Source organism: Micromonospora sp. WMMA1363 (assembly GCF_030345795.1).
Taxonomy (GTDB): Bacteria; Actinomycetota; Actinomycetes; order Mycobacteriales; family Micromonosporaceae; genus Micromonospora.
This window is the reverse complement of record NZ_JAUALB010000001.1, coordinates 4,519,923-4,536,944: the sequence shown is the minus strand read 5'-3', so window position 1 is coordinate 4,536,944 and position 17,022 is coordinate 4,519,923. Positions and strand designations below refer to the sequence as shown.

Below are 17,022 nucleotides of genomic sequence, written 5' to 3'. Positions count from 1 at the left end.
AGTATTGTCACGTTGGCGGATGTCGCGGACGGATTTAGGCTCATCCTCCGGTGAAGCACCAGGGACATCCCGCGGCGCACCGGCTCTCCCATCGAGCGAACGCCGCGTCGCGGCGACAGGGAAACTGCCACAGGTGCTTGTCGACCTGGGCGCTCGCAAGGGCATGAATGACTGCGGGACCGCGAGTGGATACCGCGTTCGGCGTACGCGGGATCGCGCCAGTCGGGGACGCGGTCTTCGGGCTGCTTCTTCGGCGCCGTCACCGGGCTGCTGGTCCGCCGCAAGGACGAACTGGCCGCCCTCACCGACGCCGAGCAGGCCCGCGTGGCGCGGATGCGGGCCTTCCTCGGCGAGGGCAACGGATACTTCCAGATCCAGGCGACCCGTCCGCAGACCCTCGCGCACGCACTGGTCGACTCGCCGGTCGGGCAACTGGCCTGGATCGTCGAGAAGTTCAAGGAATGGACCCACGGTGACCTGCTCGAGCAAGCGGTCGACCGGGACCGGATGGTCACCAACGTCATGCTGTACTGGCTGACCGGCACCGCCGGCTCCGCCGCGAACATCTACTACGAGAGCATGCACACCTGCAACTGGCCCACCCCCAGCCAGATCCCCACCGGCGTCGCGGTGTTCGCCGAGGACATCGCCATCCGCCACTACGCCGAACGCGGCAACACCATCATGCACTGGTCCGAGTTCGACCGAGGCGGACACTTCGCCGCCATGGAAGCACCCGACCTGCTCGTCCAGGACATGCGCACCTTCTTCCGCCTCTTCCGCTGACCCGGCTCGCGTGCGGACGAGCCCAAGGCCCGCCCGCACGCGATCGGCTCACCACGACCATGAGGCTTGATCGAACGCACCGTCATCTGCAGGGTAGGGCGGTAGCGGCTGGTGGGCCCCGCGGTCGGCGGCAGATGGGGATGGCTCACGTTCGCCGGACGCGCGTCTCGTTGCCCGCCGCCGGCGCGGCCAACCCCGAAGGGCGTACAACCCTGCCTCCCGCCCGGCCAGCCAAACCGGATGCACCTCGGCTCGTAGCAGATGCAGATGCCGGCGAGAGATCGCAATGAACGCAGAATGGCTGAACACACGACGCGCCCGCCGGATCGACCCGAAGATCATCACCCATGCCGGACCGGCGCCACCAACCTTCCCATTGCGCACGATATCGTTAGTTGTGCACACTTCACCTAGAAACGGAGAGGAGCCGGTCCAGCAGGTTCCGCGTGGCTTGTTGGATCCGCTCGTCAGCGGACTCCCCCGATTGCAATGCCGCCGTCCATCCCATCGACCCGGCGGCGAATACCCAAGACCCCGACGGTGCGCGGTAAAGCGTCGTGTGCGCGTGCTGCTGATTACCCTTACGGACGTATGGGGAACTGGCAAGCACCCCGTTTTCTCGGGACGAAGGCACGGGGACATCCGGCATCACCTGGTCCGCCTCACCCCATATAACGCGAGGAATCCGGTCACCATCCCGCACGCCCGTTCCGGCCCAGAACCAGTGCCCGCTGTCCTGGACCACCAAGTCCGCGTAGCCGTCCACCATGCTCACGTATTGAGCTCCGATAAACGTTTGTTCGGGGCTACCGGCGTGCCGCCACTGAGTCATCAGCGGAATGTCTTGGCCAGCGCGCGGCATGCTCTTGGAGCAGGCGACAATTCGCCCATCAGGTGCTCGGTCCGATAAGCCGTAGCGGATACGCCAGTAGCAGTTGTTGGCGCTCAGGAAGACGAGGCTGGTTCCGCTGTCCCGGGCGGCTACCGCCCGCTGGCGCATCGCCACAGTCCAGTACTCGTCATGGCCGCAAAAGATCACCGCCCGATACCGAGTCAGGTCGACTCGCCCCCCGTCCAGATCCTCGCTGCTGGCATAGGTGACGTCGGCGCCGTAGCGCTCGATCCACTGGGTGAAGCCGATGTCCTGCGTGGCTTGAGAGGGGACACCGGAGCCCGTGTGGGGCCGGTCATGGCTGACCGCCGCCGCGCGACGGGACGAGACCTTCCGGCCGGACGAGTCGAACCCATAGTAGAGGCTCGCCCCGGTGCGCTGGTCGTACGGCCACATGTTGTACGCCTGGTAGGTGCTGGTCGGCACGATCACCAGCCCGGCAGCGGGCCTCCCCGGATCGCGGACCAGGAACGGGACCCACCGGCACCAACCTGCGGCATTGGTCAGCAACGCCAGGTAGTAGCCGCTCACCCAGTCCCGGCCCACCCGCAGTCGCCAGCCGGCTGTCCAGCCGCAACGAACCATCCGGGTCTCGGGGTCAACGATGGGCGCCTGCTGCGTGTGACCGGGCAGCCAAGGACTCACCGCGATCAGGCGTCCACCGCTCCCGCCGTATTGCCCAACACGGTAGACGTGGATCCGGTACTCCTGAGCCGTCGCGACCGAGACATGAAAGTCCAGGTCCTCACCAGGCGCTACACTGGTCGACGACGCATATCCGGCGATCTGGGCCTTTTTGTCGTCGCCGAACCGCTTCCCCGAGAGACTGAAGCCCGGCGTGCCCGGCTGGGAGTTCTCCCGCACCACCATATTGGTTCCAGGGATCGGTTGTGGCCCCGATGAGGTCGATGGTACCGCTTGATCCCCCGAATAGTAGGGGTCGACCCGCGGCCTCAGAGCTGCAACCCGCTCGAAAAGCAAATGTCCCCCATAACCGGCCACCGCCAGCGCACCACTTACTCCAACCGCAGTGAACGCCGCGCGGCGGGACCAGCCAGAACCGCCCAGGCCGGCATCATGCCCATTCGTCACGCTCTCCATCCTTCACAGACGGCCTCGATGGCAACCGACCCCTGGCACTGGTATCCGAGGGATACCAGTGCCAGGGCCGTAGCCGTTTCGCGAGCCCCTGAAAGCAGCCGTGACTGGGCGAACGACAGGGCGAGCGAGGTGTCGAACTCGCGACCGTCGTTGCACGGCACGGCGCCGCGCTGGGACTCGATCACGTCCTGACCTTATCGGAATTGCCGCAGCGGGAGGCAGGGCGGACACGGTCCGAGCGATTCCGCCGGCACCTGGCCTGAGCGAGTGGTTCGATGAATCATCGAGTTGGTCTGTGCAACGCGTCGGGTTGGAGGTCTTCCGGCGGGTTCGTGACGGACTGACTGGTCGTTGTCACTGAATGTGAGCCTTGGCCGACAGGCCCAGCACGTCAGCCGCGATGCGGTGGACCGTGCCGAGGGCACGGTCGCGTCCGTCGGCGCCCTCCACCCTGGGCGGCAGGTGCCGCGCGCCGGGCACGGTGGCAGCCTGGTCCAGGATCTCGCCGCAGCGGCGAGGCGACACGGGATGGACGGTCGAGCCGACGGGCTGGACGGTGATGAGGCGTTCCACGTAGTCGGGCCAGATCCCAGTGGCGCGGGAGTCCCGTCGAGGCGGACGTACGTATCGTGAGGCGTATCAAGACCGGCGGGTGCCGGCTGATTTCCTGGACGACCGCGTCGATCCGCTCGCCGACCGGCGGGTATTCCGCAGGCAGCACCCGGGGCGTGCCCGGAGCCTGATGAGCGACTCACCTCAGGGTTGCACCCCTGGTTAGAAGCTGAGGAGAACCGCAGCCATGCCGCACCAGACAATGAAGAACAGCCCGTAGAGGATGGTGAAAATCCAGCCAACCATGACACCGGCGGTGGCAAGCTCGACTCCGCGCTCACCAGTCTGTGCGATCTGGCCCTTGGCCTTGTTGCCAAAGTAGATGCCCAACGGCGGGAACACCATAGCGCCAAAGATCAACGCGAGGATCGCATAGGTGTTGAACGGCGCAGGGTACGCATAGGACGGATACGGCGGGTGGCCCAACGTCGGGTTCGGTAGGGGTTGCTGAGTCGGCGGTTGGTCTGTCATGTTGCCCTCCGGGGGATGGCAGAGAGTTGGTGTGCGAAGGACCTGCAACCGGCCCGCCAGGGTACCGTTCCTTGTCACGGCACCGGCAATGCTCCCAGCACATCGCCGTCACTGCGGACTCAGTCGAATACGCCCGGACCGCCGAGCATGAGCGGGACCTGCGTGAGCGAGGACAGGTGGGCAGCAGCCTGGACCGCTAGACGAGTAGTTCCGAAGTCAGGGGTCGATGTGTGGGCGTGAAGAGAGGGTGCCCATGATCATGTTGTGACGCAAGACCTGGACACCCTCTTGACCGCACTGTACGTGAAGATCGACGACAGCATCCGCACGCCCCGGTGGCGAGGCCGGCCGCCGCTGTTGACCGACTCCGAGTTGGTGTGCCTGGCCGTGGCGCAGGTCCTTCTCGGGGCCCGCTCGGAAGCACACTGGATCCGCTACGCCCGCGTCCATCTCGCCGGTATGTTTCCCTACCTGCCGCAACGGTCGGGCTACAACAAGCGGCTCCGCGCGGCGCTTCCGCTGGTCAAGAAGGTGATCCGGGACCTGCCCGCGACAGTGACTTCTGGTTCGACAACCACTGGATCGTCGACTCCACCCCCATCCCGTGCGGGATGTCGCGGCCGACCGCGCAACGCTCGGACCTGGCCGGCTGGGCCGGATACGGCTACTGCGCCTCACATTCCCGGTTCTTCTGGGGTCTACGGCTGTACCTGGTGTGCACCCCGACCGGGATGCCGATCCTGTGGGCCCTGGCGAACCCGAAGATCGGCGAGCGGGAGGTCCTCGCGATGATGCTGGAGATCGAGGCGGACGTGGTGGCCGAGCACGACGGGATCCTGCTGATCTCGGACAAGGGCTTCGCCTCCAGGCCGTTCGAGCGGCAGTTGGCCGAACAGGGCATCACCTTCGCCGGCGTAGCCGTCCGGGTCGCTCAACGGCTCCTGGCCATGACCGCCGCGATCTGGCACAACACCAAGACCGGCGCACCCGTCACCCGATCACTGATCGCCTACGACCACTGACCGACATTCGGAACAACTCGTCTAGAACTGTTCGAACCATCCCTTCGCGCTGACACCGGCTGCCTGTTGTGGCCGGGCTGGCCGGAGGATGCGTTCACACGATCTGGCCCGCCGAGCAGAGCGAGTTCGACACGGGTGCGGGCAGAGTGTTCGAGGTTGGCACGCCGGTGGGCGGCGTCGGCGACCGCGACGGCGGCGGTCTGGGCGGCGATGCCGCCGACGTCGAGAGCCTGGCGAGGACGAACACTCGACGCTCCAGGCGGCCGCCAAGGCGGGTCGGTCAGGTCCGGCACGGGCGTCCGATTTCCGATCACCGACGGAAAGATCTCTTTTGTGTGACAGCCGCCGTGGGCGACGTGGGCGGGGCGGCTACGGTTGGTGCTCCAGGGGGCCGGTCGAGGGAGGCGTCGAACAGGCCGTGGGTGGCTATGGCGTGCAGGTCACGCTCGTGATCGTGTTGGTGTTGGTGAACGCGATGTTCGCGGGCAGTGAGATGGCGTTGGTGTCGCTGCGGGAGAGCCAGCTGCAGCGCCTGGAACGCACTTCCCGGGCGGGGCGGGTGCTGGCGAGGCTGGCGCGGGACCCGAACCGGTTCCTGGCCACCATTCAGATCGGCATCACCATGGCGGGTTTCCTGGCATCGGCTGCGGCGGCGGTGTCCCTGGCCCAGCCGCTCGTGGGCCCCTTAGGCTTCCTCGGCGGCGCGGCGGAACCGGTGTCCATCGTCGTCGTCACCATCCTGCTGACGTTCGTCACCCTGGTGGTGGGTGAGCTGGCGCCGAAGCGGATCGCGATGCAGCGCGCGGAGGGCTGGGCGCTGCTGGTCGCCCGCCCCCTCGATGCGTTGTCGGCGTTCTCCCGTCCGGCGGTGTGGCTGCTGAGCAAGGCCAGCGACGCGGTGGTGCGGTTGAGCGGTGGTGACCCCCGGGCCCGCCAGGAAGAGATCACGACCGAGGAGCTGCGGGACATGGTCGCGGCGCAGCGCAACCTCACTCCCGAACACCGGATGATCATTTCGGGGGCATTCGAGGTTGCCGAGCGGATCCTGCGGGAGATCCTCGTCCCGCGCCGCGAGGTGGTCAGCCTGTCCGAGTCGCTGTCCGCGCCGCAGGCGCTGCGGGAGTTGGGCAGGTCGGGGCAGACCCGCGCACCCGTCGTCGGCCGCGGCGGCCTCGACGACACCATCGGCGTGGTGCACATGCGCGACCTGCTCGACCAGGACGGCCCGGTCGCCGAGCACGCCAGCCCGGCGGTGTATCTGCCGGAGACGTTGAAGGTGACCGAGGCGATCCGGGAGATGCGGTCGCAGCGGCAGCAGTTCGCCCTCGTCGTGGACGAGCGGGGTTCCATCGACGGGATCGTGACCATGGAGGACCTGGTCGAGGAGATCGTCGGGGAGATCTACGACGAGACCGACCGGGACGTGCAGGCCGTCGTCCGGGAGCCGGAGGGGTCGCTGCTCATGTCCGGCGGTTTCCCGCTGCATGACCTGCCGGACGTCGGCATCGACCTTGACGAGGAAACCCTCGAGGCCGGCGACTACACCACCGTGGCGGGCCTGGTCCTGGCCCACCTCGGCCACATTCCGAAGGCACCCGGCGAGGTGGTCGAACTGCCGGACCTGACCGCCGAGGTGACCGAGGTGACGGGGCGGGCCATCACCCGGGTGCGCCTGCGGATCACGCCGACGGGCGCCGACGGCCACGAGGACGGCGAGGACGAGGCGGGTCCCTGAACGGGCGCCGAATCAGCGACTATCGCAAAGGTGGGATGGAAACCCCACCCTGCAGTAGAGAACACGCCAGCCTTACCTGAAAGTAACCATACAGATGCATTCAGCTACCTCCCAGGTGGCCTTGGTAGTTTCCCGAGGCGGCGTCATCCATCATGGACGTCGTTGATCTCGTTGTGGCACGAGGGTTCGCGTGGAAGTTCCACCAATCCGGGTGTCGCGCGTTCGTGGTCGTCGAGGGAGAGGTTCGTGGTGTTCAAGAAGATGCTGGGCGCGTTTGGGGTGGGCGGCCCCAGCGTCGATACCGTCCTGTCCAATCCGAACACCCGCCCCGGACTCATGCTGGGCGGGCAGGTGAACCTGACCGGCGGCAGTCACGATGTGGAGATCGACCACATCACCGTCGGCCTGGTCACCCGGGTGGAGCTGGAGGGAGCCGAGGAGGAATACGACGCCCTCGTCGAGTTCCACCGCGTTCAGGTCGCCGGTGGCCTGCACCTACGCGAGGGCCAGCACCTGTCGCTGCCGTTGCGGGTGCCGATGCCGTGGGAGACCCCGGTGACCGACCTGTACGGGCAGCACCTACACGGCATGACGATGGGCCTGCGCACCGAGGTGGCGATCCGCGGCGCCGTCGACAAGGGTGACCTGGACCCGGTGTACGTGCACCCGCTGCCCGTGCAGGAACGCCTCCTGGAGGCCTTCGGCCGGCTCGGCTTCGGGTTCAAAGGCGCCGACCTGGAACGCGGGCACATCTCCGGCCTGCACCAGAGCCTGCCGTTCTACCAGGAGATCGAGTACTACGCCGCCCCCCAGTACGCCCACACCGTCAACGAGGTCGAGCTGACCTTCGTCGCGAGCGAGCACGGCGTCGACGTCGTCCTCGAATTCGACAAGCGCGGCGGCCTGTTCACCGGCGGGCACGACTCGTTCGGCCGTTACCACGCCGCCCACGTCGACGCCGATCGCCTGGACTGGGCCGCGCAGGTCGACACCTGGGTCCGTCAGGCCTTCGACGGCTACCAGAGCATGCACGCCGGGTACGGCTACGCCCCGCCCGCCCAGGGCTACGGCGCCCCCGGCTACGGGCACGCCGCGTACGGCCACCCCGACGGACACTACAAGGAAGAGCACCACCACGAGCGACACGGCGGTCCCGGCATGGGTGCCGTCGCCGCCGGTGTGGTGGGCGGCGCGGCGCTCGGCTTCGCCGGCGGCATGGTCGCCGAGGAGGTCTTCGACTCCCTCGGCGGCGACGAGAGCGGCGACGAGGAGGCCTGACTGCCTCGGAGCCACAGTGGAATCGAACACCCGCGCCGTGATTGGGATAAACATATTTCCGTTACCGATCGGTTTGCCCGATCGGAGCCTCGCAGGAGTGTGCATGCCCGTCACCGCCGACCTCACCAAGTTGGTCGACAAGGCCTACCGGGACGAGACCCTCACCGAGATCGTCGACGCCCCGGTTTCCGCGCTCGCCGGGGTCAGCGACGGCGACGCCGAGCTGCTCAAGCACGCCTTCAACATCACCACCGTTGGCGAGCTCGGCCGCAACCCGTACTTCCGCACCGCCAACGCCCTGGTCGCCCTCACCAGCACGAAGTAGCACCACCCCCGCGGACGGCCCGGTGGCCCGGCCCACAAGAACCCCCGCGAGCCACCGGGCATCGGCTACTTCTTCACCTCTGTTCCGGCTGACGTCCGGGCCGGCCGGAGCGACCGGTTTCGACGCTTGCGGGCATGGGCAATGATCGGAACTGACGACAAACCCTGCTGGAGGGACGGCTCTCGTGGAAGTTACCGGCTTCTTCACCGCGATCATCATCGGTCTGATCATCGGCGCGCTCGGCCGCCTCGTCGTACCCGGCAAGCAGAACATCCCGATCTGGCTCACCCTGCTCATCGGCGTGGTCGCCGCGATCCTCGGCACCCTCGTCGCCGGTGCGCTCGGCGTCGACGACACCGCCGGGATCGACTGGATCGAACTGGCCATCCAGGTCGCCTTCGCCGCGATCGGTGTGGTGATCGCCGCCGGCGCCTACGGCCGCCGCCGGATCCACTGACCCTCGCACCGCCCGCGCCGCCGGCCCAGCCCCTTCCGGGCTGAGCCGGCGACGTGCCGTCGGCACCGGCACCGGGACACCTGCGGCAGCGGACCCACGACGCTGCCACACTGATCAGCCCCTTCGACGATGAGCCGGACGTCGAGCAATGCCCGGAGTTCTTCGCTGCGGCACGGCTCGACCTGATGACGGCGCATCTCGCGTTGAGTAACCTCGACGGCGCGGAAGCACATTTTCAACCGATGTTCGCCCTGCCGACGGAGAACCGTACGGTGCCGGTGGTCAAGCGCATGAAGGCAACAGACCAATAGCTGACTGGTCAGACATTCGCCACGTCCGCACTTGCTGCCGACCTGCGGGAACGCATCGATCTCATCTGCGCGCGTACGCCGCGTCGCGCGAGTTGCCCGCCCTACACACCTGACACGAGTCCCACCCATCGACAGTGGATCTGGGCCCCAGGTACGCGAAACGGCCCCTCGCCCTCCTGCTCGCGGTCTCTGGTCGCCCCGTTGACCCCGATGAACTCACCGGTCCCGGATCCGCGACCCTCACCGAGCGCGCCACCTCCTGACGAGGATCTCAACCGGATCTTCGCGATGGTCGAGTTCTTCGCTTGCCGTCGAGGCAAGTCGGACGCGGCCTGCGTCACCCAGGTGGGCAGTCACCCGGGTGGGGCCGGCGCGTCGGTTGCGGTCGTGGAGATGTCGTGCATGGCGGGCGGTCGGCTGATGCCGCTGCCACCGCCCGTGGTCGGTTTCCCAGGTCACCGACCGGCCGGGCCTGCGCCAGCGCCGGATCGACGTGCTGCCCGGCTTCTGCCCCGCGGGTCCGGACGGCCGCCACGACCTGCAGCACCCGCTGCAGACGCGACAACGTCGCACCGGGCTGTCCCCCCTGCAGCACCGCAGCGACGAGCCGCCGCGCGTCATCGACGCCGGCCGCCGGCTCGGTGAGATGGCCGTCAACAGTGGTCATCGCGACACCACCGGCGTGAGCACGGTGATCGTCTCCTGCGGGGACGGCTGCCGCGCCACGGCACCCACCGACCGCGATGCCTCATCCAGCATCCCACCGGCCTGCGCCATCCGAGACCGAGCCTGCCGGAGCACTTGCCGTACGCGAGCCAACCCACCGATACCGACAAAGCCGGAGGCCACCGCCCGTGCGTCGATCTGCCCTCGCCCGCTACCCCGCAGTTCTACACCCGGAAGGTGTCATGGCAGTGTCGGACCAGCCGATCCAGGGCGGGGCTCTTCGTAGCGGTCCAGACCAGGGCCAGCAGGGCTGGATCTTCGATGTCGATAATCCGCAGGGCCCGCAGGCGACTCTCGTAGTGACTCGACATCGACTCGCTGAGGATCGCGACGCCCAGCCCGCGAGCGGCGAGGGCGGCGATGGCATCTGCGGCGCTGGCTTGGACGGCAATGGCCGGCTGAACTCGGCGGAGGGCGCAGGCGCGGTCGAGGACGGTGCGGATGCCGGTGCCTTCCGGCATACACACGAGCCGGTGGTTGGCGATGTCAGCGATGGTAACTGTTGCCTGCCTCGCGAGCGGATGCTCTGGTGGGACAAGGGCGACGAGTCGTTCGCTGGTGATTGTGAGGGTGTTCAGCCCAGCCGGAGTAGGGTCGGCGGTGCCGACGAGCGCGAGGTCGACGGCCCCGGACCGGACGTCGTCGAGAAGCCGTACTGAGTTCTCTTCGAGCAGGGTGATCTCCACCCCCTGGGTGAGCGCGGTGGAACCCGGCCAAAGCCTCGAAAAACAGGGTGATCGTGCATCCGATGACCATGCCGACGGTGAGGCGGCCGCGGATGAGTCCGGTCACCTCGCCGACGGCCTGTCGCACCGCGCCGGCGGAGGCGAGCGCGGCGCGCGCGTGTTCGAACGCGACCCGGCCGGCATCGGTGAGGGTTGCAGTTCGGGTGGAGCGGTCGATGAGGGTCACGCCGAGCTCGCGTTCGAGCTCACGGATCTGTGCGCTCACTCCCGACTGGCTGATCCGTACCCGTTCGGCGGCGCGGGTGAAGTTTGCTTCCTCGGCGACCGCAACGAAGTACTCCAGCTGCCTCAGCTCCATAACCAGAGATTCTAGGCCTTAGAAGAATCATCTGTTGGACTTCTAAGGGCGGGATGGGCACGCTTGATCCGTAGACAAATGCGTCGAGAGGATCGCCGTGTCAGACCGCGCGAAAGCTGTGAAGCCCGAAGACATCACCCGCCTTTTCGTCGAACGCTCCAACGCTGGCGACGCCGAGGGCGTTGCCGCGCTGTACGAGGAGGACGCCGTCATGGCCTACCCGCCCGGCGGCCAGACGGTCGGGCGTGCGGCGATTCAGGCCATGTGGGAGAAGGTGCTCGCGAACAGGCCACACTTCGAGCCTGAGGAACCACTGCCAACCCTCGTTTCCGGCGATCTCGCCCTCACTTCGACACCGCCAAGAGACGACGCGGGCGCTCGCGCGCAGGTCGTCCGCCGCCAACCGGACGGATCCTGGCTGCGAGTGCTCGACCAACCAGAGTTCACCAGGCCGGCATCCGGGTGAACTCCGGCGGTAGGCACGACCTTCCCGTGACATGCCGTATCGGCGGGCCAGCGCCGTCCCGTCGCCGTCCAGCAACCGGGTCGTTCCCGTCACGCTCGGCGCGTCCGGCGCCACCGCCCCGCGTAAGGAGCACGGCTGCACACGCACTGCGGGATGTTCCGGATCCGCTTGACCTTGCCCGAGCCGGCTTCGGTCACGATCCTGACTGGGGTGTGGGCCGGGAAGGCACGCACCAAACGGGTCGGTTTCTATCGTGTCGGCGTGGCGTACGTGCGGACGTGAGGACGGCGTCCGGGGCGCGGACGGTGCAGATCGTGAACCCGCAGTGGAGGGTAAACGGCTCCCGGGTGTCTGCCACCCGGGAGCCGGCCGGAACCAGGTCAGCTCACCGGATGGATGTCCACCCAGTAGCGCGCGCGCCCTTCGGGGCCCGGCTGGTAGCCGACCACATCGACGGTGATTGAGTCCCCGTCCATGTGGGGTTGACCCGGTTTGACGGACAGGGTCGGTAAGTTGATCTCACGCTACCTTGCTCGTTGGCCTGCGGGAATAGGCCGTCGCCTCATACTCGGCCGGGCTCATGTAGTCCAGGGTGGAATGGCGGCGGCGGGTGTTGTACCACCCCTCGATCCACTCGAAGATCGCCGCACGGGCGGCGGCCCGGGTCGGCCACGCCCTCCGGTCGAGCAGTTCGGTCTTGATCGTGGCGAAGAACGACTCCGCGACGGCGTTGTCCCAGCACTGACCCCGCCCACCAACCGACAACCGCACCCCGTTGCGGTCGGCCAGCCGGGCGTACTGCGCACTCGTGTACTGGCAACCCCGGTCGCTGTGGAAGATCACCGGCCCGGTCGGGCGTCGGACGGCGATCGCGTTGGACAACGCCTGAGCGGGCAGATCGGTCCGTAGGTGGTCGGCGGTCGCCCAGCCCACAACCCGGCGTGAGGCGATGTCGATGACGGTGGCGAGGTACAGCCAGCCCTCCCACGTGTGGATGTAGGTGATGTCGCCGCACCAGCGGGTGTCGACCCGGCCGGCGGCGACGTCGAAGTCCCGGCGGATCAGGTCCGCCGACAACGCCGCCCCCGGGTCGGGCACGGTCGTGGTGCGCCACCGCTTCGGCGTGCGGCCGCACAACCCGGCGCCCCGCATCAGCCGGGCGACCCGCTTGCCGGAGTGCCGCCGCCCCTGGGCGGCGAGTTCGGCGCGGACCCGGGGTGCGCCGTAGGTGCCGGCCGAGTCGGCGTGGATCTGCGCGATGCGGGCGGCGAGGTCTGCGTCGTCGCGTTCCCGCCGCGACGGCCCGGCACGGTGCTGGTAGTAGGCGGACCGGGAGACCTCCAGCAGCTCACAGGAACGCTTCACGTTCCCGTCGGGCCGCGCCTTCTCCGCCTCGATGAACGGGTACACGTTCACCGGGTCTCCCTCACGAAGAAAGCCGTGGCCCGTTTCAGGATGTCGACGTCCTCGCGGAGCCGGCGGTTCTCCCGCCGCAGCCGCGCCAGCTCGTCGCGCTCGTCGCTGGTCAACCCGTCGCTGCGGGTGCCGGCGTCGATGTCGGCCTGCCTGACCCACTCACGGACCGCGGTCTCGGTCAGGTCGAAGTCCCTCACGACCTGCGCCACCGATCGGTCACCCCGCCGGCACACCTCGACGATCTCCGCCTTGAACTCCGGCGTGAACGCTCTGCGCGGCCGGCGTGGTTTCTTGCCCATGCCTTCCATGATGAACATCCTCCCGAGGAGCACACAGCCCCTCTGAGCTGGGATGTCCGTCAAACCGGGTCAGGCCCAATGACCGCGTAGAACTGGATGTTGACGGGAACCCGGGACCATTCGAGCCAGTCCCAGGCGGCGAAGACCGGCGCCGAGAAGACGATGTCGAACTTGCCCAGGTAGCCGGCGGAGCTCCAGGTGTTCCCGTCGCCACGAACCTGTGTTCGTACGATCGATGTGTTGTCGATCTCGTGGCCCATGATCTTCCCGAGTCCGCTGGTCACTTCATTCTTGACCTCGGCGCTCCACAGAATCGGCTCCCGGCCCCGACAGATCTCGAAGCGGTAGTCGATGTACCCCATGTGCAGGTCGTTGACGGTGGGTTCGGCGCGGAACGTCTGGAGCAGGCAGTCCCGCGTCGCGTCCAGCTTGAACGAGGCGAGCTGAACCGGGTTGTCGGCGGTGGCGTCACTGGTGTGTGCCATGGCGTCGTCGTTCACCGGCGCGACGACCGCGAAGACGTTCTCGTGGGTCGGGCCGGGGCTGACCGGATTCCATGGTCCGACCACGGACACCTCATTGCCCCAGTTGCCCTCGATCGTGACGATCCTGCCGTCGTCCAGCACGTAGGAGACCACGCCGACGTGGTTGCTCGCGCCGGGTCCGCTGCCGAACAGCACCAGATCCCCCGGCCGGATGTTCGTCTTCGACCGGAGTGTGCCGTGCTGTTTGCCCCACCAGTAGAAGTCCCCGCTGTAGGGCAGGTAGACGTTGATCCCGGCCTGCCGCCAGGCCCAGCTGGCGAACATCGAACACCACGGGTCGCCGCACTTCACGCCGCTGAGTCCGTATGGGTTGCAGTTGTCACCCCACTCGTGGACGCCGATCTGGCTGGTCGCGGCCTGCACGATGGCGTCGCGGATCTTGGTCGTTGCCACGCTGCCGGTGCCTGGGGCGGACGGCGCGGACGGGTTTCCCGGCCCACCACTGGGCTTGGGGTCGGTGTCGCAACGCTTCAGGATGATGTCGGTGTAGCCTGTCTGGACGTAGTAGTCGGCCACCCACAGCCCGTCGCTGGTGTAGTCCCAGACCGCGGATCCGCCGTAGTGGTACTCGCCGTAGGCTTGGCAGACGATGGTGATGTAGCTGCCGCCGGCGTAGCGATCCTCGATCCGGCTGGCCGACAGGCTCTTGCCGTCGTAGCCGTTGAGCGTGGTCTTGGCCAGGTATCGACCCTCGCCGCCGCTGGACGGTCCGTCACCGTCACACCGGTTCGTCACGATGGTGCTGGAACCGGTCTTGACGTAGTAGTCGGCCACCCACAGCCCGTCGCTGGTGTAGTCCCAGATCGCGGATCCGCCGTAGTTGGTCTCGCCGTACGCCTGGCACATCACCGTGATGTAGCTGCCGTCCGCGTAGCGATCCTCGATCCGGCTGGCCGACAGGCTCTTGCCGTGGTAGCCGTTGAGCGTGGTCTTGGCCAGGAACTGCTGGCCACCTCCCGGGTTGGCCCCACCGCCAGCGATACCGATCGAGGAGCAACTCGGCACCCCGGGGATCCGCCCGTCGGTCCCCGTCGTGAGATACGCGTCGGGGACCCAGTACCCGCCGGTCGTGTAGTCCCACAGGGTGCTACCGCCAGCGGACTCACCGTAGTCCTGGCACTTCAGGTACACGGAAGAGCCGGCGAGGTACGCATCGGTCCGCACCCGGTCAGCGACCGCAGTGCTTCCACGTCCGTCGATGTCCACCTTTGCCGGGTACGGGCCGAACAGGCCACCGACGTTGGCGTACCCGTCGATACCGATGGCCAGACATCGCGGCACCCCACTGACGAATCCGTCGGTGCCGGTCTTCACGTAGGTATCGGGGATCCAGTACCCGTCGGTGGTGTAGTCCCAGGTGGCACTGCCACCCACCGCCGGTCCGGTGTCCTGGCAACGCAGGCTGATCGGGTCACCGGTGCGGTACGCGTCGGTCTTGATCCGGTCGTTCGGGTCCATACTGCCCCGGCCGTCGATGTCAACCTTCGCGGGATAGGGGCCGGTCGCCGTAACCGCGTACGCGGGCGGCTGCACGACCACCATGCTCGAGGCCACGCAGACGAGCGCGGCCACGAAAATCATCACACCCCGGATAGTTTGTCTTTTTCGTGCCATTAAGCGTTGCTCCGTTGTCGCAAGGCTCACGCCAGCAAAGGATGTTCTGCCGTCAGCGGCTTAGGCGCCCACACATCCCAAGGACAGGCGTAAGCATGGTCGTGGACGGAGGCATCCGTCCGGTGCGTTTGTATCGGACCGATCGCCTGTCAGGTGGGCTGCGGCCGCCTGATCAATCAACTGCGTACAATCATCGCGGCGGCAGGAGGTGCAGGCCGCGGCCCGTGGGCGAAGGTCAGGGGGATGGATGGCGCGGCGGGAACGGCCCATCGATCCGACTGTCAGCCCGGTCGCCCGGTTCGCCCAGGAACTGCGCCAGCTACGCGCTGAGGCCGGCGCCCCGACCTACCGGGCGATGGCGAAACAGGCGGGCTTCAGCGCCACCACGCTCTCCGAGGCGGCTGCCGGCAGACGCCAGCCCAGCCTCGACGTCGTTCTCGCCTATGTCGGCGTCTGCGGCGGCGACCCGGACCAGTGGCGGGCCCAATGGGAGAGGATGGCCGCCGCAGCGCAGCCGCCGGACCCGGTCACGACGCCGGACCCGACCCCGGCGGCCACCGTCGCCCCGATGCAGGGGGCGCCCGCCCCCGGCGGTGCACCCGCTACCAGTCCAAGGCCGACGAAGTCCGACACGCCAGCGGAGACGGCCACGTCAGCAGAGCGGACAAGACGGTGGGGGCGGACGACGCTTCTCGTCGCCGCCGCGGTGGCCGTGGCGGCCGTCGTGGCTGGGGTGGCGGCGCAAGCCGTCAGCCGCCCGACCCAGTCCACTCCGACGGGAGAGGCCACAGCCGCAGCCGCCCGATCTACCTGCCCGCCGGTCTCGCCGTCGGCATCCTTCACCGGCACCACCTACGCGGGGCTGACCCGCATCCGCTCCGGCGCGTCGCTCGACTCTCCGGAGCTGGCCACCGTGCCCGCAAACTGTGAGCTGACCTTCACCGGCTTCTGCATCGGCGACACAGTCACCGACCAGACGTCCGGGACACCGGACGTGCGATGGTTCACGGTGGCCGGAGGCGGCGTGGTGGCGTCGGCTGTCGTACACGGCAATCCCCCGCCGTCGCTGCGCCCGTCGCCATGTCTCAGGGAACGACCCGTTCCGTCCTCGGTCCGCCTGACCGCCACCACCCGGGGTACCGGACTGCGACTGCGAGCCACCGGCGTTCACCTCGACATCGTCGGATTCGCCGCACGGTACCCCACCGACCCCGACCTACCAAACCGGCTGGAGTGGAGCCAGATCGCCCTGACAGAGTCAGCCGGCGGAGCGTTCGAGGCGTCGTGGCAGCCGGACCAACTGCCCAAACCGCTGGACAGTGAGATCCCAGTGATGTTCGCCGCTGTGGCGTGTCTCGGCGGTGGTGGTCCGACGGACATCCTCGACGTCGGACAGGCAATCAACGGTGACTTCCGCACCTCATCCGCGACCGAGTTGGACACCCCCACCCGCGCCAACGCCCTCCGGTCGGCGTGCCGCTACCCCAACCCGTAACCATCCGGCCCAACCGTTCGTGACGTGTCGGAGGAGCTACCGGACCGGCCCGCCACGTCGCCGCTGGTCCACGCCGCATCGAATATTGGGCTTCTACCAAGGATGTCCCTAATGGACACCCGCTGCCGTCGCGCGCAGTCATCACAAACATCCCTCCGCGGCGGCGACACGCCCCACCCACGCTGGCACGCGGCCGCCGCTGAAGAAGGTTCCAGCTGCACGATCACCGGTCACGCCCGCGATGAGAGAGTCGCCTTCGCCTTCGCGTCGCCGACGCGCGTGGGGCGCCGGTCAGAAGGTACGGCGTACGAGCACGCCGACAGGAATCCTACCCGGCCTGAGACGACCATCCAGGCCGCCGACCGGAGCACGGAAAACCCAACCACTTGCGCCCGTTATCTAATGGGTGCGGCTCCTCTGAGGTGAT

General features: G+C 67.7%; 15 protein-coding genes and 3 pseudogenes. 10 read left to right on the top strand and 8 right to left on the bottom strand.

What is annotated here, in order from left to right; genetic code table 11:
- Window positions 1-324: 324 nt before the first annotated feature.
- Window positions 325-786, top strand: a complete 462-nt coding sequence (locus tag QTQ03_RS21220) for a hypothetical protein (protein WP_289279557.1) — start codon at window positions 325-327, stop codon at window positions 784-786.
- Window positions 787-1,192: 406 nt separating this feature from the next.
- On the opposite strand, the gene QTQ03_RS21215 is transcribed toward QTQ03_RS21220, so the two are convergent.
- The 3 genes from QTQ03_RS21215 to QTQ03_RS21205 all read right to left on the bottom strand — a co-directional run bounded on the left by QTQ03_RS21215 (window position 1,193) and on the right by QTQ03_RS21205 (window position 3,862).
- Window positions 1,193-2,548: a N,N-dimethylformamidase beta subunit family domain-containing protein gene (locus tag QTQ03_RS21215; protein ID WP_289279556.1), complete on the bottom strand. Its 1,356-nt coding sequence runs from the start codon at window positions 2,546-2,548 to the stop codon at window positions 1,193-1,195.
- Window positions 2,549-3,133: 585 nt separating this feature from the next.
- Complete coding sequence (locus QTQ03_RS21210) at window positions 3,134-3,304, bottom strand: hypothetical protein (protein WP_289279555.1); 171 nt, start codon at window positions 3,302-3,304, stop codon at window positions 3,134-3,136.
- A 249-nt stretch (window positions 3,305-3,553) separates the two neighbouring features.
- Window positions 3,554-3,862: a DUF4190 domain-containing protein gene (locus QTQ03_RS21205; RefSeq protein WP_289279554.1), complete on the bottom strand. Its 309-nt coding sequence runs from the start codon at window positions 3,860-3,862 to the stop codon at window positions 3,554-3,556.
- Between the two features lie 264 nt (window positions 3,863-4,126).
- On the opposite strand from QTQ03_RS21205, the pseudogene QTQ03_RS21200 reads away from it, so the two are divergent.
- The 7 genes and pseudogenes from QTQ03_RS21200 to QTQ03_RS30730 all read left to right on the top strand — a co-directional run.
- Window positions 4,127-4,884 (top strand): annotated as a pseudogene (locus QTQ03_RS21200) (transposase).
- A gap of 418 nt (window positions 4,885-5,302) precedes the next feature.
- Window positions 5,303-6,619 (top strand): hemolysin family protein, encoded by a 1,317-nt coding sequence (locus QTQ03_RS21195; protein WP_289279553.1) that lies wholly within the window; start codon window positions 5,303-5,305, stop codon window positions 6,617-6,619.
- Between the two features lie 246 nt (window positions 6,620-6,865).
- The gene (locus QTQ03_RS21190) at window positions 6,866-7,897 is read left to right on the top strand and encodes a sporulation protein (protein ID WP_289279552.1); all 1,032 of its coding nucleotides are present in this window, start codon (window positions 6,866-6,868) and stop codon (window positions 7,895-7,897) included.
- 103 nt (window positions 7,898-8,000) lie between these two features.
- Window positions 8,001-8,222 (top strand): hypothetical protein, encoded by a 222-nt coding sequence (locus tag QTQ03_RS21185; RefSeq protein ID WP_289279551.1) that lies wholly within the window; start codon window positions 8,001-8,003, stop codon window positions 8,220-8,222.
- A 184-nt stretch (window positions 8,223-8,406) separates the two neighbouring features.
- Window positions 8,407-8,679 (top strand): GlsB/YeaQ/YmgE family stress response membrane protein, encoded by a 273-nt coding sequence (locus QTQ03_RS21180; protein ID WP_289279550.1) that lies wholly within the window; start codon window positions 8,407-8,409, stop codon window positions 8,677-8,679.
- 53 nt (window positions 8,680-8,732) lie between these two features.
- The gene (locus QTQ03_RS21175) at window positions 8,733-8,990 is read left to right on the top strand and encodes a hypothetical protein (RefSeq protein WP_289279549.1); all 258 of its coding nucleotides are present in this window, start codon (window positions 8,733-8,735) and stop codon (window positions 8,988-8,990) included.
- A gap of 127 nt (window positions 8,991-9,117) precedes the next feature.
- Window positions 9,118-9,253 (top strand): annotated as a pseudogene (locus tag QTQ03_RS30730) (maleylpyruvate isomerase family mycothiol-dependent enzyme); the annotation flags it as partial.
- 74 nt (window positions 9,254-9,327) lie between these two features.
- On the opposite strand, the gene QTQ03_RS21170 reads toward QTQ03_RS30730, so the two are convergent.
- Together QTQ03_RS21170 and QTQ03_RS21165 are read right to left on the bottom strand one after the other, a co-directional pair.
- Complete coding sequence (locus QTQ03_RS21170) at window positions 9,328-9,657, bottom strand: DUF6244 family protein (RefSeq protein ID WP_289279548.1); 330 nt, start codon at window positions 9,655-9,657, stop codon at window positions 9,328-9,330.
- Window positions 9,658-9,880: 223 nt separating this feature from the next.
- A pseudogene (locus QTQ03_RS21165) lies at window positions 9,881-10,760 on the bottom strand (LysR family transcriptional regulator).
- Between the two features lie 118 nt (window positions 10,761-10,878).
- On the opposite strand from QTQ03_RS21165, the gene QTQ03_RS21160 reads away from it, so the two are divergent.
- Entirely contained in the window at window positions 10,879-11,226 is a 348-nt protein-coding gene (locus QTQ03_RS21160) for a YybH family protein (protein ID WP_289280930.1), read from the top strand.
- Between the two features lie 519 nt (window positions 11,227-11,745).
- Here the strand turns inward: QTQ03_RS21160 and QTQ03_RS21155 are convergent.
- Genes QTQ03_RS21155 through QTQ03_RS21145 form a run of 3 tightly spaced genes read right to left on the bottom strand, consistent with a single transcriptional unit; the run spans window position 11,746 to window position 15,067 of the window.
- Complete coding sequence (locus QTQ03_RS21155) at window positions 11,746-12,642, bottom strand: IS3 family transposase (RefSeq protein ID WP_169600148.1); 897 nt, start codon at window positions 12,640-12,642, stop codon at window positions 11,746-11,748.
- Window positions 12,639-12,959 carry a transposase gene (locus tag QTQ03_RS21150; RefSeq protein ID WP_502889683.1) on the bottom strand — a complete coding sequence of 107 codons (321 nt, stop codon included), beginning with the start codon at window positions 12,957-12,959 and terminating at the stop codon, window positions 12,639-12,641. Before QTQ03_RS21150 ends, QTQ03_RS21155 begins: the two co-directional genes overlap by 4 nt.
- Before the next feature lie 41 nt (window positions 12,960-13,000).
- Window positions 13,001-15,067 (bottom strand): C40 family peptidase, encoded by a 2,067-nt coding sequence (locus QTQ03_RS21145; protein ID WP_289279547.1) that lies wholly within the window; start codon window positions 15,065-15,067, stop codon window positions 13,001-13,003.
- 280 nt (window positions 15,068-15,347) lie between these two features.
- On the opposite strand from QTQ03_RS21145, the gene QTQ03_RS21140 reads away from it, so the two are divergent.
- Window positions 15,348-16,595, top strand: coding sequence for a helix-turn-helix domain-containing protein (locus QTQ03_RS21140; RefSeq protein ID WP_289279546.1), 1,248 nt, complete (start codon window positions 15,348-15,350; stop codon window positions 16,593-16,595).
- The last annotated feature ends 427 nt before the right edge of the window (window positions 16,596-17,022 follow it).